Source organism: Alcanivorax sp. S6407 (assembly GCF_023016115.1).
Lineage (GTDB): Bacteria > Pseudomonadota > Gammaproteobacteria > Pseudomonadales > Alcanivoracaceae > Alcanivorax.
Window position 1 is genome coordinate 124,951 of the sequence record NZ_JALKBH010000007.1, and the last position, 20,174, is coordinate 145,124.

The 20,174-nt window shown below is 59.8% G+C and carries 18 protein-coding genes; 11 read left to right on the plus strand and 7 right to left on the minus strand.

Annotated elements, in window-relative coordinates; translation table 11 throughout:
- Window positions 1–255: 255 nt before the first annotated feature.
- From MWU49_RS14735 to MWU49_RS14775, 9 genes are all read left to right on the plus strand, one after another.
- Window positions 256–1,293 (plus strand): rod shape-determining protein, encoded by a 1,038-nt coding sequence (locus tag MWU49_RS14735; protein WP_246973795.1) that lies wholly within the window; start codon window positions 256–258, stop codon window positions 1,291–1,293.
- On the plus strand, window positions 1,293–2,141 hold the full coding sequence (mreC, locus tag MWU49_RS14740; RefSeq protein WP_246973796.1) for a rod shape-determining protein MreC: 849 nt from the start codon (window positions 1,293–1,295) through the stop codon (window positions 2,139–2,141). Before MWU49_RS14735 ends, mreC begins: the two co-directional genes overlap by 1 nt.
- On the plus strand, window positions 2,131–2,622 hold the full coding sequence (mreD, locus tag MWU49_RS14745; RefSeq protein WP_246973797.1) for a rod shape-determining protein MreD: 492 nt from the start codon (window positions 2,131–2,133) through the stop codon (window positions 2,620–2,622). Before mreC ends, mreD begins: the two co-directional genes overlap by 11 nt.
- A 136-nt stretch (window positions 2,623–2,758) precedes the next feature.
- Window positions 2,759–3,352, plus strand: coding sequence for a Maf family protein (locus MWU49_RS14750; RefSeq protein WP_246973799.1), 594 nt, complete (start codon window positions 2,759–2,761; stop codon window positions 3,350–3,352).
- Window positions 3,340–7,203 (plus strand): YhdP family protein, encoded by a 3,864-nt coding sequence (locus MWU49_RS14755; RefSeq protein WP_246973800.1) that lies wholly within the window; start codon window positions 3,340–3,342, stop codon window positions 7,201–7,203. The genes MWU49_RS14750 and MWU49_RS14755 overlap by 13 nt, the downstream gene beginning before the upstream one ends.
- Window positions 7,200–8,036, plus strand: a complete 837-nt coding sequence (locus MWU49_RS14760) for a carbon-nitrogen hydrolase family protein (protein WP_246973801.1) — start codon at window positions 7,200–7,202, stop codon at window positions 8,034–8,036. Before MWU49_RS14755 ends, MWU49_RS14760 begins: the two co-directional genes overlap by 4 nt.
- Entirely contained in the window at window positions 8,036–9,472 is a 1,437-nt protein-coding gene (gene tldD / locus MWU49_RS14765; protein WP_246973803.1) for a metalloprotease TldD, read from the plus strand. The genes MWU49_RS14760 and tldD overlap by 1 nt, the downstream gene beginning before the upstream one ends.
- Window positions 9,472–9,933: a cyclic nucleotide-binding domain-containing protein gene (locus MWU49_RS14770; RefSeq protein ID WP_246973804.1), complete on the plus strand. Its 462-nt coding sequence runs from the start codon at window positions 9,472–9,474 to the stop codon at window positions 9,931–9,933. Before tldD ends, MWU49_RS14770 begins: the two co-directional genes overlap by 1 nt.
- Before the next feature lie 41 nt (window positions 9,934–9,974).
- Complete coding sequence (locus MWU49_RS14775; RefSeq protein WP_246973805.1) at window positions 9,975–11,468, plus strand: C13 family peptidase; 1,494 nt, start codon at window positions 9,975–9,977, stop codon at window positions 11,466–11,468.
- A gap of 137 nt (window positions 11,469–11,605) precedes the next feature.
- Here MWU49_RS14775 and yjgA read toward each other — a convergent pair whose 3' ends face one another.
- Window positions 11,606–12,145 carry a ribosome biogenesis factor YjgA gene (yjgA, locus tag MWU49_RS14780; RefSeq protein ID WP_246973806.1) on the minus strand — a complete coding sequence of 180 codons (540 nt, stop codon included), beginning with the start codon at window positions 12,143–12,145 and terminating at the stop codon, window positions 11,606–11,608.
- Window positions 12,146–12,187: 42 nt separating this feature from the next.
- Between yjgA and pmbA the strand changes: the two genes are divergently transcribed.
- On the plus strand, window positions 12,188–13,543 hold the full coding sequence (gene pmbA / locus MWU49_RS14785) for a metalloprotease PmbA (protein ID WP_246973807.1): 1,356 nt from the start codon (window positions 12,188–12,190) through the stop codon (window positions 13,541–13,543).
- A 30-nt stretch (window positions 13,544–13,573) separates the two neighbouring features.
- Window positions 13,574–14,365 carry a BPSS1780 family membrane protein gene (locus MWU49_RS14790; RefSeq protein ID WP_246973808.1) on the plus strand — a complete coding sequence of 264 codons (792 nt, stop codon included), beginning with the start codon at window positions 13,574–13,576 and terminating at the stop codon, window positions 14,363–14,365.
- Window positions 14,366–14,894: 529 nt separating this feature from the next.
- Here the strand turns inward: MWU49_RS14790 and mgtE are convergent.
- The 6 genes from mgtE to MWU49_RS14820 all read right to left on the minus strand — a co-directional run bounded on the left by mgtE (window position 14,895) and on the right by MWU49_RS14820 (window position 19,943).
- Window positions 14,895–16,259 (minus strand): magnesium transporter, encoded by a 1,365-nt coding sequence (gene mgtE / locus MWU49_RS14795; protein WP_246973809.1) that lies wholly within the window; start codon window positions 16,257–16,259, stop codon window positions 14,895–14,897.
- Window positions 16,260–16,414: 155 nt separating this feature from the next.
- Window positions 16,415–16,684, minus strand: a complete 270-nt coding sequence (locus tag MWU49_RS14800) for an HPr family phosphocarrier protein (RefSeq protein WP_246973810.1) — start codon at window positions 16,682–16,684, stop codon at window positions 16,415–16,417.
- 35 nt (window positions 16,685–16,719) lie between these two features.
- Window positions 16,720–17,571: an RNase adapter RapZ gene (gene rapZ, locus MWU49_RS14805; RefSeq protein WP_246973812.1), complete on the minus strand. Its 852-nt coding sequence runs from the start codon at window positions 17,569–17,571 to the stop codon at window positions 16,720–16,722.
- Window positions 17,572–17,652: 81 nt separating this feature from the next.
- Window positions 17,653–18,126: a PTS IIA-like nitrogen regulatory protein PtsN gene (gene ptsN / locus MWU49_RS14810; protein ID WP_246973815.1), complete on the minus strand. Its 474-nt coding sequence runs from the start codon at window positions 18,124–18,126 to the stop codon at window positions 17,653–17,655.
- 15 nt (window positions 18,127–18,141) lie between these two features.
- Window positions 18,142–18,441: a ribosome-associated translation inhibitor RaiA gene (gene raiA / locus MWU49_RS14815; RefSeq protein WP_035231672.1), complete on the minus strand. Its 300-nt coding sequence runs from the start codon at window positions 18,439–18,441 to the stop codon at window positions 18,142–18,144.
- 41 nt (window positions 18,442–18,482) lie between these two features.
- Window positions 18,483–19,943 (minus strand): RNA polymerase factor sigma-54, encoded by a 1,461-nt coding sequence (locus MWU49_RS14820; RefSeq protein ID WP_246973816.1) that lies wholly within the window; start codon window positions 19,941–19,943, stop codon window positions 18,483–18,485.
- Window positions 19,944–20,174 lie beyond the last annotated feature (231 nt).

Genomic DNA, 20,174 nt, shown 5'->3' on the forward strand with positions numbered 1-20,174 from the left:
GCACTGCCGGCGTGGAGTGCAAAGGGTTGCACCCCTGTCGATGGGGCCGGAAAGGCGCAAAAAGTACCATAGACCGCCTGTCCGCGACCACTGTCCGGCGGCGAGAAAGGCGCGCCGAAGCGAAGAGAAGCGTGACGCCATTGCTTGCCCAATGATCGCGCCGTTGCTAGAGTTGCGCCATCTTAGCGATGCCCTGCTTTTTTCCGCCGGGCATCGGATTTTCGCGAAAAAATCAGGAAACTGGCCAGGATGTCCATGATCAAGCGTATTCGGGGGATGTTCTCCACCGATCTCTCCATCGATTTGGGGACCGCTAATACTCTTATTTACGTGCGCGGCCGTGGCATCGTGCTGGATGAGCCCTCTGTGGTTGCCATCCGTCACCACGGTGCCCAGAAGAGCGTGGCTGCCGTTGGCGCCGACGCCAAGCGCATGCTGGGTCGTACCCCCGGCAATATTACCGCCATCCGGCCCATGAAAGACGGCGTAATCGCCGATTTCGACGTGACCGAGAAGATGCTCCAGTACTTTATCAAGAAGGTGCACGATACCGGGTTCTTCCCGCCTGCACCCCGTGTACTGGTGTGTGTGCCGTGCAAATCCACCCAGGTGGAACGCCGTGCCATTCAGGATTCCGCCTATGGTGCCGGTGCCCGTGACGTCTACCTGATCGAAGAGCCCATGGCTGCCGCTATCGGTGCCGGCCTGCCGGTAGAGGAAGCACGCGGTTCCATGGTGGTGGATATCGGTGGTGGTACCACCGAGATTGCCCTGATTTCCCTTAATGGTGTGGTGTATTCCGAATCCGTGCGGATTGGCGGTGACCGCTTCGATGAAGCGATTGTGGCCTTTGTGCGCAAGGAATATGGCTCCCTGATCGGTGAGTCCACCGCCGAGCGCATCAAACACGAGATTGGTACTGCCTACCCGGGTGGCGATATCCGCGAGATTGATGTGCGTGGCCGGAATCTGGCCGAAGGGGTGCCGCGCAGCTTCACCCTGAATTCCGAAGAGATTCTGGAAGCCCTGAAAGAGCCGCTGGCGGCCATCGTCAACGCGGTGAAGAACGCACTGGAAGCGTCTCCGCCGGAACTGGCTTCCGATATCGCCGAGCGCGGCCTGGTGATCACTGGTGGTGGTGCCTTGCTGCGTGACATCGATCGCCTGCTGTCTGAAGAAACCGGCTTGCCGGTGATCATTGCCGATGACCCGCTGACCTGTGTGGCCCGCGGTGGTGGCAAGGCGCTGGAGCTGATGGACAGCCAGGGCTTTGACATGCTGGCCATGGGCTGATGTCGGCTCCGGCCAATCCTCTCTACCGTCTGGTTGCTGCGCTGATCCTGTCCATCATTGTGATGGTGCTGGATCAGCGTACGCCGTGGGCGGCGCCAGTGCGTTATTTTCTGGGGGCGTTGACCGCCCCGGTTCACTACATCGCCCATCTGCCGGTGGACTCTGGCCAGTGGCTCACCGAGCAGGCGCAAAGCCGCTCCTCGCTGCTGGAAGAGAACCAGCGACTGCAACGCAAATCCCTGATCCTGGAACAGAAAGTCCAGCGCCTGGCGGTTCTGGAAGCCGAGAACGTGCGTCTGCGTGAACTGCTGAATTCCTCTGCTGATCTGGACGCCAATGTACTGGTGGCAGAAATCATCGGTCTGGATGCGGATCCCAACCGCCAGGAGCTGGTGATCAACAAGGGCGCGGGCTCGCAGGTGATCAAGGGCCAGGCAGTACTGGATGCCCAGGGACTGATCGGCCAGGTGGTCGAGGCTGGCCCCTTGAGTTCACGGGTGCTGCTGGTCACTGATGCCAGCCATGCCATGAGCGTGCAGGTGAACCGCAACGGCGTTCGTGCGGTACTGGCCGGTACAGGACAGGCTGGCGGGCTGCGCCTGCTCTATGTGCCGGACACGGCGGATATCGAGGAGGGGGATCTGCTGGTCAGCACGGGCCTGGGGCAGCGCTACCCCCGTGGTTATCCGGTGGCTACCATCACCAGCGTGCGGCACCAGTCCGGAGCTGCTTTTGCAGAAATCACGGCTCGTCCTACTGCCCGTATCGACCGGGCCAGCCATGTGCTGCTGGTGCAGCGCTCGCCGCAGCCCGCACGTCAGGCCGAAGAGGTGACCGATGAGGGATGATCGTCCTGCCGGTACCGGTGTACTGATTGTCACCCTGTTTCTGGCTGCACTGCTGGAGGTGATACCCCTTCCGGATGCGGTGAACTGGGTGCGCCCGGAGTGGATGCTGCTGGTGCTGGTCTACTGGGTGCTGACTCTGCCGCGCCGGGTCGGGGTGTTGTGGGGATTCTTCGTTGGCCTGTACATGGATGTGTTGACCGGGACAACGCTGGGGCAGTGGGGGCTGGGTTTTTCACTCGGGGCCTTCATCATGCTGCTCGCCTACAAGCGCATGCGGGTGTTCACGGTGCTGCAGCAGTGTGCGGTGATTTTCCTGCTGGTGGGCTCGGTGAGTCTGCTGGCGTATCTGGTGCAGGAAGCCGGAGGGCGTACCCTCTATCCTCCCTACACCATTCTGTATTCCTCCCTGGCCAGCGCCATTGTCTGGCGTCCAGTCTGTGCACTGCTGCGCTGGGTTCAGTTACGGTTTATTGTACGCTGATAAATTCAGTTAACAGTGAATAGTTAACAGTGAACAGTTACGCGATCGGGGCCTTGTATTTTATCAGGAGCCGGTGCCCGCGACTGCCTGTTGTTTTCGCTGTTAACTGTTAACTATTCACTGTTAACTGATTCTTATGACTCTCTACCTTGCCTCTGGCTCCCCCCGTCGTGCCGAGTTGCTGCAGCAGATTGCGGTGCCCTTTACGGTTTTGAAAGCGCCGGATATTGATGAGACGCCGCTGGACAATGAAGATCCGCAGGCCTACGTGGAGCGTATGGCTCTGGAAAAGTCCCGCGTGGGAGAGCTGCGTCGTCAGGCTGAGGGGCTGCCCGCCGGGGCTGTGTTGGGGGCGGATACCTCTGTAGTACTGGAGAACCTGATTCTGGGCAAACCCGAAAGCCGCAATCATGCGCTGGCCATGTTGGCGGCACTCAGTGGTAATGAGCATCGGGTGATCACTGCGTTGGCGCTGACCTGTGGCGCAAGTTGTCAGGTCGCCACCAGCATTACCCGGGTCCGTTTCCGGGATTTGACCGACCGGGAGATGGCCCGTTATGTGGCCACCGGGGAGGGCAATGACAAGGCCGGGGGCTATGGCATTCAGGGGCTGGGTGCGGCGCTGGTGGCGCAGATAACCGGCAGCTACAGTGGAGTGGTTGGGTTGCCGCTGGAGCAGACCGTGGCGCTGCTGGAACAGGCAGGCATTGATTACTGGTGTATCGACTGATTATGGCAGGGATTCCTTTCAAGACCTGGCGACGACTCTATCTGTCCCTGTGGGGCCTGGTGGCGTTGTGCCTGTTGTTGCTGGCGGCCTATGTGGTGCTGGCCAGGCAGGCCATGTTGCTGGTGCCGGATTACCGGGAAAAGATCGAACTGTTCTTCGAGGAGCGGGTGCAGACGCCGCTGGTCATCGATGAACTGGAAGGGAAGATGGAAGGGCTGGTGCCACAGTTTGTGGCCCGGAAAATCCGACTGCCTGCCCCGGAAGGTGAATCGCCGCTGGTGTTGCAGGAAGTGACCCTCAGTGTGGATGTGCTGAGGTCCTTGCTGGTGCGCGATCTGGTGCTCAGGGAATTGAGCATTGAAGGGGTGGCGCTGCACCTGGTGCGTGGCGATGACGGCAAGGTGCGACTGCGCGGGCTGAATATCGGCGAGCGGGATGCCGGCGGCGAAGCGGCTCCGGTCGAGCGTTTTCTGCGGATCTTCTACCGGCAGCAATTACTCACCATGCACGATGTCCAGTTGTCTCTGGACTGGCCGGGTATGCCGCCGCTGGCTGCATCCAAACTGGATGCCACTCTGATCAACGACGGTGACAATCACTTGTTGTCGCTGAACCTGGAAGCCCGGGATCGCCCTCTGCGGGTGGAAGCCAAGGCACACCTTCACGACGATGCCTTTTCCCTTGATGAGGTGAATGCCGATCTCTATCTGCGGATCAGCGGGCAGCGCCTGGAAGAGTGGTTACCGTCCACGTTGAAGATGCCGCTGACGGTGGACAGCCTGCAGGGCAAGGTGGAGTTTTGGGGCAGCCTGCAGGCCGGCCAGCCCCGAGAGGGGCAGATTGCCCTGGCCGTTCCTGCGTTGACCCTGGGTGATGGCCAGGCCAGTTGGCCGTTGTCTGCGGTATCGGCAAGGCTGGCCCTGCAGCGTAGCGATGAGCAGGCGGAACTGTCATTGCTGGACCTGTCCGGGCAGACCCCGGCCGGGCAGCTGCGCCTGGGGGATATGGCGCTACAGTGGGACACTGAGGGTGAGACGCGATCGTGGCAGTTTCGCAGCGGGGATTTGCCGGTGCGGGCGTTGAGTCAGCAGTTCCAGAAGTGGCCTTTTGGGTTGCCGGAAAAGGCCGACAAGGTCCGTCAGTTGTTGGTGGCGCTGGAGCCACAGGGTGTGGTGGACGGGGTTTATGTCCGCGGCGCTGGCCGTCAACTGGAAAAATTCCAGGCCCGCTTCACCGCGTTGGGTAACCAGGCCTGGGAGAAGATCCCCGGGGTGTCACGGTTGAGTGGCTGGGTGTCCGGCTCATTGCAAGAGGGGCAGGTGCATCTGTACAGCGACAGCCTGGCGCTGGATTTGCCGCTGCTGTTCGAGCAACCGTTGGCAGGACAAATGGCCGGAGTGTTTGACTGGCAGCGTGATGGCGACACCCTGAAGGTGCGTTCCAGCCGACTCCGGGTGGTCAATGATGATGCCCATGGTGAAGCCATGCTGAGCGTCGATGTGAGTAAGGGCCTGATGCCGCAATTGCGTCTGGCGGCAGAGATCTATGATGGCAATGGCGCCCATGCCAGCCGTTATATCCCGCTGCGCAAACTGCCAGATGGCTTGTCTGACTGGCTTGGCCAGGCGCTTCAGGGCGGACACCTGAAGCGTGGCCAGCTGCTCTATCAGGGGCCGGTGAAAATTGATCCCGAGCGCCAGCAGGATCGTACCTTCCAGATGCGTTATCAGGGCGAGGATGTGGTCATGTCGATCCTCCCTGACTGGCCTCTGGCCCGTAATGTGGACGCGGATGTGTTTATCAACGGCCGTGAAGTCAGAGGTGTGGCTTCCCGGGGGCATATCTATGGCAGTCAGGTCCGCCAGGTGTATGTGGATGTGCCGGCATTTACCACCGAGGAAGGTCCCAGGCTGATCGTGTCAGGGCAGGTGGAAGGGCCACTGGCAGACCTGGATTCGCTGATGCACGATACCCCCCTGCAAAAACAGCTGCCAGAGGAGTTGCTGGACTGGCGAATGCAGGCCGGTAAGGTCAGCGGCAGGTTGTTGCTGGATTTCCCGTTCAAACGGCAGCCGGATCAGGGGCTGACTGTGATCGTGGATGGCCAGGTGGAACAGGGCGCGCTGGAAAACCCGGCGCGGCGGCTGGTGGTCAGTGAGCTGCAGGCGCCGGTGTATTTCCATCTGCGTGATGGGGTACAGATTCCGGATCTGCAGGCCTCGGTTCTGGGAGGCAGGGTCAGCGGTCACTGGCAGACCGGGGCAAAGGGAAGCCAGTTGACTCTGAACGGTGCTGTGCCGGTGGAACAGGTGCGCAACTGGCTGGGGTTTGCCTGGCTGGCGCCGGCCAGTGGCGACATGCCGGTGGAAATGGCTCTGGATGTGCCCTGGAAAGGCTCATCCTTCGCCCTGCGTGCGCATTCCTCCCTGCAGGGGGTAGTGATAGATGCGCCGGCTCCACTGGGCAAGAAGGCAGAGCAGGAAGGCAGCCTGGATCTGGAGGTCCGCGGCGAGGGCAGTCGTCAGAACCTGTACCTGGACTACAACAATCTTTGGCGAGGCCGGATTGCCATCGCTGAGTCACCAGTGAGAGGGGACGTGCTTGCCGGAGCCGGCAGTCTGGTTCTGCCGGAATCAGGGATTTCCCTGCGCGGCCAGCTGGCCCAGGCCAATGCGGCAGACTGGATCGAGTTTGTGTCCGAACAGATGGTGCCGGCGTTTGAGAGTGCGCCCGTCAGTACGCCTGAGGATGGGGATGCGACGTCGGTGAGCAAGGTCAGCCTGCGGATTGATCAACTGGATCTGTTTGGCGTGGCGGTGGATCACGCCAGCCTGTCTGTATTACCGGCAGACAAGGGCTGGGATCTTGCGCTCAGTAGTCAGGCTATTGCCGGTTCGGTCAGTATTCCCGAGGGCTTTACCGCTCGTGGGGAGATTCCCTTGTCGCTGTCGGTCAGCCGCATGAACATTTCCATGCCCGCCGGGGAGGGCGAGGAAGGGGACCTGGCAGCACCGCCAGTGTCGCCGATGCAATTGCCGGCGATGGATGCCCGGCTGGACAATATCCGTGTCGATGGTGAGCTCTACGGTGAATGGAAAGGGAGTGTGCGGCCGTTACCCCGCGGTGTACGTATTTCCGATCTGCTGGGTCGCTGGCGATTCACCGAGATTGTCGGCACTCTGGACTGGACCGAGCAGGAAGACGACAGCCGCGCCCAGTACAGCCGCTTTAGCGGGTTGATCACCACTGACAAGCTGGGCCGTGCCTTGCGGGCCTGGGAAATGCCGGAACTGATCGAATCCGAGGATGCCCAGGCCAAGGTGGTGCTAGGTTGGCAGGACTGGCCGCTGAACCCGGACTATCTGGCCCTGGACGGCCAGGCGCGGGTGGATATCGGCGAATGCCGGATTCCGGAAACCGATACCCGAACGTCATTTCTGCGGGTGCTGGGGGTGCTCAATCTGGGCACTATCCAGCGCCGGCTGCGGCTTAACTTCTCTGACCTTTACAAGAAGGGGCTGAGCTGCGACAGCATTACCGGAGACTTTCTGGTGGAAGGGCCTCTGGTGTCTACCAGTAATCTGGCCATTCGTTCCCCGTCTGCACAGATCGAGGTTCAGGGGGAGATGAACCTGGACAAGGAAACCCTGAACCACAAGATGGAAGTGACCCTGCCGCTGTCCAGTAACCTCTACGCGGGGTGTCTGGCGGGGCCGGCGGCCTGTGCCGGGATCTTTGTGGTGGAGCGGATCTGGGGCGACAAACTGGACCGCACCGCCACCCTGGAATACGCCGTGACTGGGACCTGGGCCAACCCGAAAGTGACCGAGACCGAAGGGATATTCGAATGACGCAATCAGTGAAGATAGCGGCTATCCAGATGACCAGCAGCAATGATGTCCAGGCCAATCTGGACATGGCCCGCAGGGCCCTGCAAAAGGCCGCCGGGCAGGACGCCGCCCTGGCCGTGCTGCCGGAAAACTTTGCCCAGTACGGCGGTGATTACCGCGGCCTGTCCGCCCAGTACGTCTGGTTGAAAGAGTGGCTTTGTGAACAGGCAAGAACTCTCGGTATGGCGATTATCGGCGGCAGCATTCCCGCAGGTGAGCGGCCCGATGGCAGCCCGGTGCCAGCACCGCGGGTGCGCACCCGCTGCCTGGCTATCGATGAAAAAGGCAGGGTTCAGGGCAGCTATGACAAGCTGCATCTGTTTGATGCCCAGGTGAATGATGCCCAGGGACGATATTGTGAATCCGATGTGTTCGAACCGGGTGAGGCCACCCGGGTGGTAACCCTGGCTGGGCTCAAGGTCGGGCTAGCTATATGCTACGATTTGCGTTTTCCGGCCCTGGCCCAGCGTCTTGCCAGTGACGGTGCAGACTTGCTGGTGTATCCCTCGGCGTTTACCGCCGTGACCGGAGCGGCCCACTGGGAGCTGCTGATGCGGGCCACCGCGCTGCAGAGTGGCTGCTACACCCTGGGCGCAAACCAGTGTGGCCAGCATGCGCCGCGGCGAGCCAGCTACGGACATTCCTTGCTGGCCAACCCCTGGGGCGAGGTGGAGGCCACGCTGGGGGACTCGCCGGATGTACTTGTTGCGACGCTGGACCTTGCTACCATGAAGGACATTCGACAACGCATTCCGGTGCAGCAGCACCAACGACTGACGATAAAAGGCCCCTGATGAGCGATACCCTGTCCATTGCCGAATCCATTCTGCTTGCTCCTGCCGATCTGCATACCGGTCAGCTGGAAGCCCTGTTGAACGGCAAGCTCACCGGCCAGGCGGATTATGCGGATATCTATTTCCAGCACAGCCGCCATGAGGCCTGGGTGCTGGAGGATGGCATTGTCCGCGATGCCAGTTTCAGTACCGAGCGTGGTGCCGGCGTGCGCATCGTGCAGGGGGACAAGACCGGCTTTGCCTACAGTGATGACATCACGCTGGCTGCCCTGCAGCAGGCCAGCGGCGCGGCCCGTGCCATCACCCGGCAGGGTCAGGATCGCTGTATCCAGCTGGCCAGTCGTCAGGCTCCGGTGCGCTATCAGGCACAGGATCCGCTGCAGGGCTGGCCGGCGGAAAAGAAAGTCGCCTTGTTGCAGCGTCTTGATGCCCTGGCACGCTCGCTGGATCCTGCCATTGTGGAAGTGACCGCCAGTCTCAGCGGGGTGCAGGATGTGGTCATGGTGGTGGCCAGTGATGGCACCCTGGCCGCTGACGTGCGGCCGTTGATTCGCTGCAATGTCAGTGTGATTGCCGAGCGCAACGGGCGTCGCGAGCGGGGTAGTGCCGGCGGCGGCGGCCGGGTCAGCTATGACTGGTTGCTGCAGGACGATCGCGTGGAGCAATGGGCCCGGGAAGCGGTTCGTGGTGCCCTGCTGAATCTGGAAGCTGAAGCGGCGCCGGCGGGTTCCATGCCGGTGGTACTGGGTCCCGGCTGGCCGGGGGTGCTGCTGCATGAAGCGGTAGGCCATGGTCTGGAAGGCGATTTCAATCGCAAGGGCACCTCCATGTTTGCCAAAAAGCTGGGTCAGCAGGTGGCCTCCAGCCTGTGTACGGTGGTGGATGACGGCACCCTGGCAGACCGGCGAGGTTCCTTGAATGTGGATGACGAAGGCACTCCCAGTGCCTGCAACACCCTGATCGAAAAGGGCAAGCTGGTGGGTTACATGCAGGACAAGACCAATGCCCGGCTGATGGGCGTGGCGCCTACCGGTAATGGACGCCGTGAATCCTATGCCCATCTGCCCATGCCGCGCATGACCAACACCTACATGCTGCCCGGTGAAAGTGACCCGGAGGAAATTGTCGCCAGCCTGGATCGTGGCATTTACGCGGTGAACTTTGCCGGTGGCCAGGTGGACATCACCTCCGGGCGTTTCGTGTTCTCCACCAGTGAGGCGTATCTGGTTGAGAAGGGCAAGATTGTCTGCCCGGTGAAAGGGGCGACTTTGATCGGCAGTGGCGCGGAAGTGATGGACCGGATCTCCATGGTGGGTAACGACCTGGCGCTGGACTCCGGAATCGGTGTGTGTGGCAAGGACGGCCAGTCTGTCCCTGTCGGCGTCGGCCAGCCCACTCTGCGGGTAGACGCCCTGACCGTGGGGGGGACTGCCTGATGTCCTCTGTGCTGGATACTCTGGCACGCATGCGCCTGTTCGACGGGCTCAATGATGACGAACTGACGCTGCTGGAAACCCTGGTGTTTGTGAACCGGGTGGTCGCCGGAGAAACCCTGTGCCGGGAAGGCGACAAGAGTGACTTTGTCTGCTTTGTGGTCCGCGGCAGTCTGGATATTGTGAAGACCAACGTGGATGGCGGTGAAGTGGTTATCGCCCATCTGCATGCGGGTGATTCCATGGGAGAGATGGCGCTGGTAGACAACCAGCCCCGTTCAGCCACCGTGCGTGTGGCTGAGGATGCCACCCTGATCGTCATGACCCACAAGGGATTGGAGCAATTACGCCAGCGCAGCCCGGCGGCTGCCACCCAGGTAATGGAAAATATCGCCCGCCTGTTGTGCGTTCACTTGCGCCGCACTTCCTCGCAATTGGCTCAGTTCAAGCTGGCGGCAGGCTGACAACCCGGCTGTTGCTGTCTTTCAATTACGGATTACCTGCGATGAACAAGTCCCTTGTCCTGCTGCTGCCTCTGTTCCTGAATGCCTGTGATCCCGTCAAGATGCCTGCTGATGTGCAGCTACCCGATGGTGCTGTCTATGACGGAGATATCGAAGACAACCTGTTCCATGGCGAGGGCGAGCTCACCTGGCCGGATGGCCGTCGATATCGTGGTGAGTTCAGTCAGGGAATGATGACCGGTAAAGGGCGACTTGAGGATCGTGATGGTTGTGTCATGGAAGGCAGTTTTGTCAGTGGAGTGCTGCAGGGCGAGGGCACCTATGTGTGTGATGATGCCCGCTACCAGGGGACTTTCGAGCAAGGCGAGCTGCTAAAGGGAAGTGTCGCCTGGCTGGATGACAACACCTATCAGGGCGAATTCCTGCACTTTCAGCCCCATGGTCAGGGGACCTGGTACACCGCTTCCGGGGAAGAGTTCGAAGGCCGGTTTGTGGATGGTTACCTGGAGGAGGGGACATATCGAAATGCGCAGGGGCTCACTTACCGCGGTGAATTCGACTGGTTCTCTTTCCAGGGCAAGGGGGAGCTGACCCGGCCGGACGGGGTGGTCATCAAGGCTCAGTTTGAGAGCGGCCAGGCTGAGGGTAAAGGCGTGCGTATCCGCCCCGGTGAAGAGGGCCCCCGGGAAGAGAGGGGCTACTTTGTGTCTGGTCAGTACTACCCCAGCAAGCAGGCCTGGGAGCGGCGTGAGCGGGAGCAGGCGTCAGGCATGGAGGCGCGCCTGTACACCGAGGCCAGCCGGCTGCAGTCGGTGCTGTCCTCGCTGGCGCCACAGCGTCCCGGTGTGCGTGATGTGTATTTCCTGGCCGTGGGCGGGGATGGCACCCAGGGGGTCTTCAGTCGCGAAGTGGACTGGGTCAGCGAACGCCTGGGCGGTGTGCTGGACCTCAACCGTCGGCAAGTCAAACTGGTCAACGGCGGCAGTGGTGACTTGCCGTTGGCCACCCGCACCAGTGTGCGTGAGGCCCTCAGCGCCCTGGATGGCCTGATGGACCCCGAAGAAGATCTGTTGCTGGTACACGTGGTCAGCCACGGTGCCATGAACGGGGAGCTGGTGCTGGATGCCCGTAACCTGAATCTTAATAACCTGACCGTGGATGATGGCCGCCAGTGGCTCAACGATCTGCAGGTAAAACACCAATGGGTGGTGATTTCCGCCTGCTATTCCGGGCAGTGGGTCAACGCCCTGGCGGCGCCGCACCGGGCGGTGTTTGCCTCTGCCGCTCAGGATCGCACCTCCTTCGGTTGCAGTGACGACTCTGAGCGTACCTGGTTCAGCAAGGCGCTGTACGGCGAAGACATGAGCGCCGGCATTCACGATCCGGACGCCTGGTTTGCCGCGGCCAATGACCGGGTGACGGCCATGGAAGCAGAGCAGGGGGTCGACGAAGAAGAGCACTCACTGCCGCAGAAATCCGTGGGTAAGGCGTTTGTTAGCTGGTGGCAGAGTGAGACGCTCAAAGCTCCGGAGTAAGAGGAGCTTCAAGCTACAAGCTACAACGCGACCAGGGCCTCCCGGGTTATAGAAGACCCGCCCGCGAGCCACTGCAATGGTGCGCGGGAGAGAGGTATTCGGCGTGTTGCTTGAAGCGTGTCGCGTGCTGCGTCAACTCAATATAGCGGGGCGGTCTTGTCCAGCTGGTTAAGGTAGTTCATCAGCTTGCGGCGCTCGCGTTTGAACTTGTCCTTCGCTTCCGGTGTGGCGGTGGTCAGGTCCGGCACCTTGGCCTTGAGTGCGTTGCGGGTCAGGTTGCGCAGCTGCTGGCGGTCACCGTGGGGAAAGGCCTGGAGAATCTGCTGCAGGGTGTCATCGGCATCCCTGGCCTGTTCGCTGTTGGCAATCTGGTCTACCCAGTTGCTCAGACGTTGCTGGCGGAACGGATCCTTGAGGGAGGCCAGGGCTTTCTCGATCAGTTCGCTGTCAGATTCGCGAACCAGACGTCCGATGTAGAGCGAGTGGCGCCGACGGGCTTCGTTGCTGGTGATGCGGCGGGCCTCTTCCAGTCCTTTTTTCAGGGCATCACTCAGTGGCAGCCGTTGCTGTTCACCCTGTTTAAGCTCCATCAGCGACTGCCCCAGTTCCTGCAATACCAGGTCATCCCGTTTCTGTTCTGACTTGCTGGTCCACTGGTCGTCGTTATACTCGGTCATCGGATTCACTATTTATCGTCAAGGTAACGGAAGCGCTATTTTATGACTGATTCTCCCGCAACGACAGCAGTACTCGATGACGCGCAGCTGCGCGAGGCTGAAGACACGGCCAGTTGGGTACTGGAAGAGGGCAAGCGCCTGGGTCTGGATGGCGTGGAAGTCAACGTCAGCCTGAGTCAGGGTTTCTCTGTCAATGTTCGTCAGGGAGAAGTGGAAACGGTGGAATTTCACCGCGACCGGGGCGTGTCGCTGACTGTCTTCAAGGGACAGTGCAAGGGGCACGCCAGCAGCTCTGACAATAGTCGTGACAGCCTGCGCGACAGCCTCAAGGCCGCCGCTGCCATCGCCAGTTATACCGAGGCGGATCAATTCGCGGGCCTTGCCCCGGCGGCGGATCTGGCCAGGGACATCCCTGATCTTGATCTTTATCACCCCTGGGAAATGGATACCCCGCGTGCCATCGAGGAAGCGCTTGCCTGTGAGACGGTGGCGCGCAACGACAAGCGCATCATCAATTCCGAAGGGGCGTCGGTTAACAGTGGTGCAAGTCTGCGCGTGTTTGCTACCTCGGAAGGCTTTCTGCACGGTTATCGCGGCACCCACCATAGCCGTGTCTGTAGCGTGGTTGCCGAAGATGACGACGGCATGCAGCGGGATTACTGGTATGACGGTGGCCGCATCGGCGCAGCCCTGCAATCCGCCGAACAGGTAGGCGAGCAGGCCCGTGAGCGTACCCTGGCCCGGCTGGGTGCGGTGATTCCCGAGACCGGTGAGTTACCCATCATCTTTGCGCCCCAGGTGGCTTCCGGTTTGCTGGGGCATCTGGTGTCGGCCATCAGTGGAGGCTCTATCTACCGGCGCAGTTCTTTCCTGCAGGACAGCCTCGGCAAGGCCGTGCTGCCCAAGGGGTTTGTGCTCGGAGAGCAGCCGCATCTTCCGGCGGGTAATGCCTCCGCCCCGTTTGATGGCGACGGGCTGCCAACCCGGGCACAGCATTTCGTGGAGGACGGTGTACTCAATCAGTTTGCCCTTTCACTGTATGCCGGACGTCGACTGGGAATGGCTCCCAGTGGAAACGGTGGTGGTGTGCGCAATCTTCATGTCACGGATACCGGTGAATCGCTGGAGGCTCTGATGGCCAAAGCGGGCAAGGGAATTCTGGTCACCGAGGTCATGGGGCAGGGCGTCAATGTGGTGACCGGTGACTACTCCCGTGGCGCCAGTGGTTTCCTGTTTGAGAACGGTGTCATACAACAGCCGCTGCAAGAGTTTACGATTGCAGGACACCTGGGCGAGATGCTGCGGGGCATCCAGGGAAGTGGCACGGATGTGGACCGCCGCGGCAATATCGCCTGTGGTTCATTGTTGCTTTCGCCCATGAAGATCGCGGGGCGCTAACTTTTTCTTTTTTGTTGTCAGGGGATAGACATGTCAGAAATGAATCCGTACCAGCAACCGGCTGCCGATGTGGCGGTTGCACGCACCGCTGGAGAGCTGGTGCTGGGCGAACCGAAAAAAATCACCGTGTCCGATGCCATGGGCTGGTTTGGCCAGGGTAAGGAGATGCTGGCCGGTAACTGGGGCCTGGTGATCGGCAGTCTGGTTGTGGTCATGTTGCTGAACATGGCAGTGCAGTTCATTCCCTTCATCGGCTGGTTGGCAGGCATGTTTCTGATGACCCTGCTGTACGCCGGCGTAGTGAAGATTTTCTACCGGCTGGACAGCGAGGGTTCTGCGGAATTTGCCGACTTGTTTGCCGGCTTTTCAGAGAATACCGGTCCGCTGGTGATTCTGGCGTTGATCCAGATGGCGGTCTATGTGGTGGCGATCATTGCTGCGGTGGCCATGGTGTTCCTGGTGATGGGCTTTGATATGAATATGCTCAATGCCATGGAAGCCGGTCAGATGCCGCAACCGGCCGCCGGTGGCGCCGCCATTGGCATCACCATTGCTCTGATGTTCGTGCTGTTTGTTGGCATGGGTTTCCTGTTCTACTTCAGTATTCCGCTGGTGTTCCTTGGCAATATGGGGCCGGGCGAAGCGTTGGGTGTAAGTTTCAAGGCCTGCCTGAAAAACCTGCTGCCGCTGATTCTCTATGGCATCGTGGCAACGATACTGGTGGCGGTAGCAATGATCCCGTTATTTCTCGGGTTGCTACTGGCTGGCCCGCTGTTGGCTGGGGCTTACTACGCGTCGTTCAAGCAGGTGTTTGTGGAATAGCAAAGCAGAGCGACAAACAAAAAAAGCCGAAGGAAGTCCTTCGGCTTTTTTGTGGTTCATCGCGCAATTGCGGGAAGTTGCTCCTACCGTGGTCTTCCCGTAGGAGCGTCGCTCGCGGCGCGATTCCAGCGGTTTACTCCGCCCAGGGCCAAATCGATATCTGGTGGGAGATCCATTTCGCTGAACGACGGGGCTAGCAGCATACCCTGGTCCACAGCAGCGTTCAGCAAGCTGAATTTCCCACACAAGCAGGAAAGCCAGTTTTACCACAGAGATCGCAGAGACCACCGAGTGAAAACAATGGGTTTCCTCAGTGGTAGTGGTCTCTGCGATCTCTGTGGTGAAAACGTTTTTGATCCTGGTCTGGAATCGCGCCGCGAGCGACGCTCCTACGGCATGGGTCGTGCTGCTAGCCATTCCCTCAAATCCGCGATGAACCTTTTTCGTGGGCGCCTGCGATGCGAGGTGGAATTTGGGAGAAGCAGGTTTTGCGTGTTGCGTGAAGCATGTTGCGTGCAGCGTACCCCGTTCACACCAGCAGGTTGGCATAGAGAATCGTCGCCAGGCCCAGGAAGGCCATGAAGCCGACGATGTCGGTGATTGTGGTGAGCACTACAGAGCCGGCCAGGGCCGGGTCGATACCCATTTTTTTCATCACCATGGGCAGCAGTGCGCCAGCGCAGGCGGCCATGATCAGGTTGATGACCATGGCGACACCAATTACCAGGCCGATGCTGGGATCGCTGAACCAGAGCCCGGCGGTGATGCCGATGACGGTGGCCCACAGTAAGCCGTTGATGGCCCCCACCGACAATTCCTTGAACAGCAGATAACGGGTGTTGTTGGACTGGATCTGCCCCAGGGCCATGGCGCGAATCACCAGGGTCAGGGTCTGGCTGCCGGCAATGCCACCCATGCTGGCCACGATGGGCATGAGGATGGCCAGCGCCACCACCTTTTCCAGGGTGGCTTCAAAAAGCCCAATCACGGCGGAGGCGGCCAGGGCGGTGAGCAGGTTGATGCCCAGCCATAGCGCGCGGCGGCGGGCGGTCTGCCAGACGGAGCCGAAGGTGTCCTCGTCGTCATCCAGGCCGGCCATGCTCATCAAAGAGTGATCCGCTTCTTCCATGATCACGTCTACCACGTCATCGATGGTGATACGACCCACCAGCATGCCATCCTCATCGATCACCGGAGCGGTCACCAGGTCATGCCGTTCGAAGATCTTCGCCACCTCGGAATCCGGCATGGTGGCGGGGATAGACTGGATGTCGGTGATCATGGCTTCCCGCACGGTGGTGCCGGGATCGCTGATCAATACCTTGGTGAGTGGCAGCAGGCCAATAAACTGGTTTTTCCGGTTAACTACCGCCAGGTTATCCGTAGTGCGTGGGATCTCGCCGCGCAGCCGCAGGTAGCGCTGTACTACCTCGAAGGTGATCTCCGGGCGCACCGTGATCACGTCGGTATTCATGATGCCGCCGGCAGTATCCACCGGATAGCTCATGACATGTTCAAGGCGCTCGCGATTCTGCTCGTCGAGACTGGCCATGACCTGACTGGTGACATGGTCTGGCAGCTCCTGCAGCAAATCCGCCAGGTCATCGGTGTCCAGTTCTTCGACAAGGGACACCAGCTCATCGGTGCTCAGGTTACGCAGCAGTTCAACCCGGACCTCTTCGCCCAGGTACTGGAGAACCTCGGTTTCCTGTTCCTTGTTGAGCAGCTGCCAGAGAATTTCCCGCTCCCGCGGAGGCGAGGATTCCAGCAAGTGAGCCACTTCTGCGCCGGGCAGGTTGTTGACCAGCTGGCGAACCTGGGTATAGGTACCACTGGCAAGCGCGCGATTGATCGCTTTGAGATGTTGCTGGCTGCGGCTGCTGTCGGCGGGCATGGAAAAATCAGTTAACAGTTAACAGTGAATAGTTAACAGCGAAAACAAAATGTGCTGCTGCTCGGCTGGGATGTCCACACATTAACAGTCCTGCAGGGTGTGTGGTACTTGATTTTTCAACTGTTCACTTTTCACTGTTAACTATTAACTGTCTTTTACTCTCCTTCATCGAACATCCGCGCAAACAGGTCTTCCAGTTCTTCCATGGCGGCGGTTTCGTCGTCGCCTTCTACCTGGAAGGTGACCTGGCTGCCTTTGGCAGCGCCGAGCATGAGCAGGCCCATGATGCTCTTGGCATCGATGGGGTTGCCGTTATGGATCACGTGGATACGGCTGTCATAACGCGAGGCCACGCTGACCACCTTGGCGGCGGCGCGGGCGTGCAGACCGAGCTTGTTGATCACGTCGAGTTGTCTTTCAATCATGGCAAGGGGGGTCCTGAATAAAAAGGCGCCGCGGCTCAGTGCTTTTCGCGGTGACGAACCTGTAGCTCGATGCCTTCACCGCGCAGCCGGGCGGCCAGCTGTTCAACCACGAAGACGGAGCGATGACGGCCGCCAGTGCAGCCGATGGCCACGGTCACGTAGCTACGGTCGCTGTGGGCAAAGGCGGGCAGCCAGCGCTGTACGAAGCCGCTGATGTCATCGAGCATGTCATGGCTGGCCTGATGCTGCTGGAGAAAATCAATGATCGGCTGGTCCATCCCTGTGAGGGGGCGTAATGCCGGATCCCAGTGAGGATTGGGCAGCACGCGTACATCAAACACCAGGTCCGCGTCGTTGGGCAGGCCGTTCTTGAAGCCGAAGGACTCCAGTTGCAGTGACAGATTGGATTGTCGCCGGGCCACGCGTTCGCGAATCTGGTTACGCAGGCTGTGCACTTCATAGTTGCTGCTGTCGATGACCAGATCTGCACGCTGGCGAATGTTGGCCAGCAGTTCCCGTTCGTGCTGGATGGCGTCTTCCAGGGTGCGTTGGCCAGTGCCCAAGGGGTGGCGACGGCGGGTGGCGCTGAAACGTTTCAGCAGGGTGTTGTCGTCCGCATCCAGATAGACGATCTCGGTTTCTATCTTCTGTTCATGCAGCGCATCGAGAATGCGGTCGAAGGCTTGCAGCTGGGCGGGTAAATTGCGGGCATCAATGCCCACGGCCACTCGCTCGATGGGCGCTTCGCCGTCGTTCAGCTGACTGGCCAAAGTGGGCAGCATGCCCACCGGAAGATTGTCCACGCAGTAATAGCCCTGGTCTTCCATGGCCTGCAATGCGGTGGTCTTGCCGGAGCCGGAACGGCCGCTGATGATGGTCAGTTTCATGATGACGCTAACACGCTGGCAGCTTTACGCTGGCACGCAAAGCATTCGGTTGATGGCAGCGAGGCTGGGCAGCTCGTGATGTCATGATGCCAGTCTGAGTTCGGCCTCGGATTCTACGGCGGTTTGATAAAGCTTGTGGTTGTCCTGGCTGCTGCGCAGTTCATTGCGATAGTCATCGTCGTTGAACAGGGTGGCCAGGTGGCTCAGTGTCTTGAGATGCTGTTCCGGATTCTCCTGGGGGACCAGCAGTACGAAAACCAGGTCCACCGGGCGCCCGTCCACCGCATCGAAATCGATCGGCGTGTCCAGCTTGAGCAGTAGTCCCACCGGTTGCTGGCAGTGCCCCAGACGGCAATGAGGAATGGCAATGCCTTCACCGATGCCGGTGGAGCCCAGTTTTTCCCGGGCTACCAGGGCATCGAATACCTCCTGCTCATTGAGGGTGTCACAGCTGGCCGCGGCCAGCTGTGCAACCTGGTCCAGCAGCTGTTTCTTGCTGCTGGCCTGTACCCCGCTATGGGTACGTGCTTCGGTGAGTATTTCGCGAACTCGCATAATTGTCGCTTCGGTTTAGTGACCGTGCTTGTGGCTGACGGCCTTTTCCTTGTGTTTGAGAATCTGACGATCGAGTTTGTCGGTCAGTTTGTCGATAGCCGCGTACATGTCATCGGCTTCAGCGGTGGCAAACAGGTCGGCCCCGGAAATGTGGATAGTGGATTCTGCCTTGTGGGTCTTCGGTTCCGGAGAAAGGATGACCTGGATACTGGTGATCTGGTCGAAGTGACGCTCGAGACGAGAAAATTTGTCGCCCACATAGGTGCGAAGAGCATCGGTAACTTCCAGGTGATGACCGCTGATATTAATTTGCATGGCTGGCTCCTTTACCTGCTTATTGGGCCGTCACTGGTGCTCTACACCAAACGCTTGCGAGCACTGGATGACGGTATTCTCATTGCCTCACGATACTTGGCAACGGTCCGGCGCGCTACGTTGATTCCCTGCTCGTTGAGCAAGCTTGCCAGTTTGTTGTCACTGAGCGGCTTACGGGGATTCTCGGCAGCGACCAGCTTCTTAATAATGGCACGAATAGCAGTGGAGGAACACTCGCCACCACCGTCCGTTCCCACGTGACTGGAAAAGAAATATTTCAGCTCAAAGACGCCGAGGGGTGTCATCATGTACTTCTGGTTGGTGACCCGACTGATGGTCGATTCATGCATCTCGACGGCGTCAGCAATGTCCGCCAGTACCAGCGGCTTCATGGCTTCTTCGCCGTAATCGAAGAAATCCTGTTGCACTTCCACGATGCGTGTCGCTACCTTGAGCAGAGTGTCATGGCGGCTTTGCAGGCTCTTGATGAACCACTTGGCTTCCTGCACACAGTTTTTCAGGTACTGACCATCCTCACCGGAGGTCTGCTTGGCCAGGCTGGCGTACTGATGCTGCAGGTTGACCCGGGGCAGAATGTCGTCATTGAGGCTGACCTGCCAGCGACCATTGTGCTGCCGCACGATCACGTCGGGCACGGCATAATCCACCTGGCTTTCGCCGATCTGTTCGCCGGGGGCCGGATCCAGGGTGCGGATCAGGGAGAGTGCATCCAGCAGTTCCTGTTCGCTGGTCTGCAATACTCGGCGCAGGGCGGCGTAATCGTGCTTTTCCAGCAGGTCGAGGTGCTCAAGCAGGGCCTGTGCCAGAACCAGGTGCGGGGTGTCAGCGGATAGCTGGCGCAGCTGAACGCCCAGGCAGTCGGCCAGATTGAGGCTGGCCACACCCAGTGGATCGAATTGCTGCAGGCGATGCTGAACGGCGAGTACTTCATCGGCTTCCAGTACGTCCCCTTCGGTGAGCAGGTCGTCCTGGCGGTTCACCATCTCGACAATGTCGTCGATGCTGGTGGTCATGTAGCCGCGGTCATCCACTGATTCGATGATAGCCATGGCGATCAGACGATCCACGTCGCTCATGGGCGTCAAATTGAGTTGCCACAGCAAGTGGTCCTGCAGATTGCCGGACACCGCATGGCGCTGCTGCCACTCGTCGGCATCGTCGGGCAAGGCGGCGGTGCTGCTGCTTTGCCCTGAATAGACATCATCCCACTCGGTTTCGATGCCCGGGTCGCCGTCGACAAACTCCTCGAGGGCGTCGTCGCGTTCAGTGCTCAGTTCCTCATCCTGACGTTCTTCGTCAATCTCGGGGAGGGAATCGTCACCAAAATCGTCAGCCAGTTCGAGCAGGGGATTACTTTCCACGGCCTGTTGAATCTCCTGACGAAGATCCAGGGTGGACAGCTGAAGAAGGCGAATGGCCTGCTGCAGCTGCGGTGTCATGGTCAGCTGCTGGCCGATTTGTAGTTGTAGTGTGGGCTTCATACTGCTCAGGTTTGGTGTGGTCCCCAAAAACCCGAGAATAACAGCTTCAAACTTGATCTAGCAATAATTGTGCCAGCGGGAAAGGTGTGGTAGAGGCAGTTAACAGTGAATAGTTAACAGTTAACAGCGCGCGGTTGTAGCAAGGGTGGGTTTGGGGCCCTGCTGCCCGCGCCATGGCTCTGGCGCGGCTTCGGGCGTTTCAATACCTTCAAGGCCTGGCTCGCCCCGCTG

What these genes read in the sequence shown, in the direction of transcription:
- ptsN (WP_246973815.1), bottom strand. Translation starts at nt 18,126, where the DNA reads ATGCGAGTTCGCGAAATACTCACCGAAGCACGTACCCATAGCGGGGTA.
- MWU49_RS14775 (WP_246973805.1), top strand. Translation starts at nt 9,975, where the DNA reads ATGAACAAGTCCCTTGTCCTGCTGCTGCCTCTGTTCCTGAATGCCTGT.
- MWU49_RS14800 (WP_246973810.1), bottom strand. Translation starts at nt 16,684, where the DNA reads ATGATTGAAAGACAACTCGACGTGATCAACAAGCTCGGTCTGCACGCC.
- mreD (WP_246973797.1), top strand. Translation starts at nt 2,131, where the DNA reads ATGAGGGATGATCGTCCTGCCGGTACCGGTGTACTGATTGTCACCCTG.
- MWU49_RS14735 (WP_246973795.1), top strand. Translation starts at nt 256, where the DNA reads ATGATCAAGCGTATTCGGGGGATGTTCTCCACCGATCTCTCCATCGAT.
- mgtE (WP_246973809.1), bottom strand. Translation starts at nt 16,259, where the DNA reads ATGCCCGCCGACAGCAGCCGCAGCCAGCAACATCTCAAAGCGATCAAT.
- yjgA (WP_246973806.1), bottom strand. Translation starts at nt 12,145, where the DNA reads ATGACCGAGTATAACGACGACCAGTGGACCAGCAAGTCAGAACAGAAA.
- pmbA (WP_246973807.1), top strand. Translation starts at nt 12,188, where the DNA reads ATGACTGATTCTCCCGCAACGACAGCAGTACTCGATGACGCGCAGCTG.
- MWU49_RS14750 (WP_246973799.1), top strand. Translation starts at nt 2,759, where the DNA reads ATGACTCTCTACCTTGCCTCTGGCTCCCCCCGTCGTGCCGAGTTGCTG.
- raiA (WP_035231672.1), bottom strand. Translation starts at nt 18,441, where the DNA reads ATGCAAATTAATATCAGCGGTCATCACCTGGAAGTTACCGATGCTCTT.
- MWU49_RS14760 (WP_246973801.1), top strand. Translation starts at nt 7,200, where the DNA reads ATGACGCAATCAGTGAAGATAGCGGCTATCCAGATGACCAGCAGCAAT.
- tldD (WP_246973803.1), top strand. Translation starts at nt 8,036, where the DNA reads ATGAGCGATACCCTGTCCATTGCCGAATCCATTCTGCTTGCTCCTGCC.
- MWU49_RS14820 (WP_246973816.1), bottom strand. Translation starts at nt 19,943, where the DNA reads ATGAAGCCCACACTACAACTACAAATCGGCCAGCAGCTGACCATGACA.
- MWU49_RS14790 (WP_246973808.1), top strand. Translation starts at nt 13,574, where the DNA reads ATGTCAGAAATGAATCCGTACCAGCAACCGGCTGCCGATGTGGCGGTT.
- rapZ (WP_246973812.1), bottom strand. Translation starts at nt 17,571, where the DNA reads ATGAAACTGACCATCATCAGCGGCCGTTCCGGCTCCGGCAAGACCACC.
- MWU49_RS14770 (WP_246973804.1), top strand. Translation starts at nt 9,472, where the DNA reads ATGTCCTCTGTGCTGGATACTCTGGCACGCATGCGCCTGTTCGACGGG.
- mreC (WP_246973796.1), top strand. Translation starts at nt 1,293, where the DNA reads ATGTCGGCTCCGGCCAATCCTCTCTACCGTCTGGTTGCTGCGCTGATC.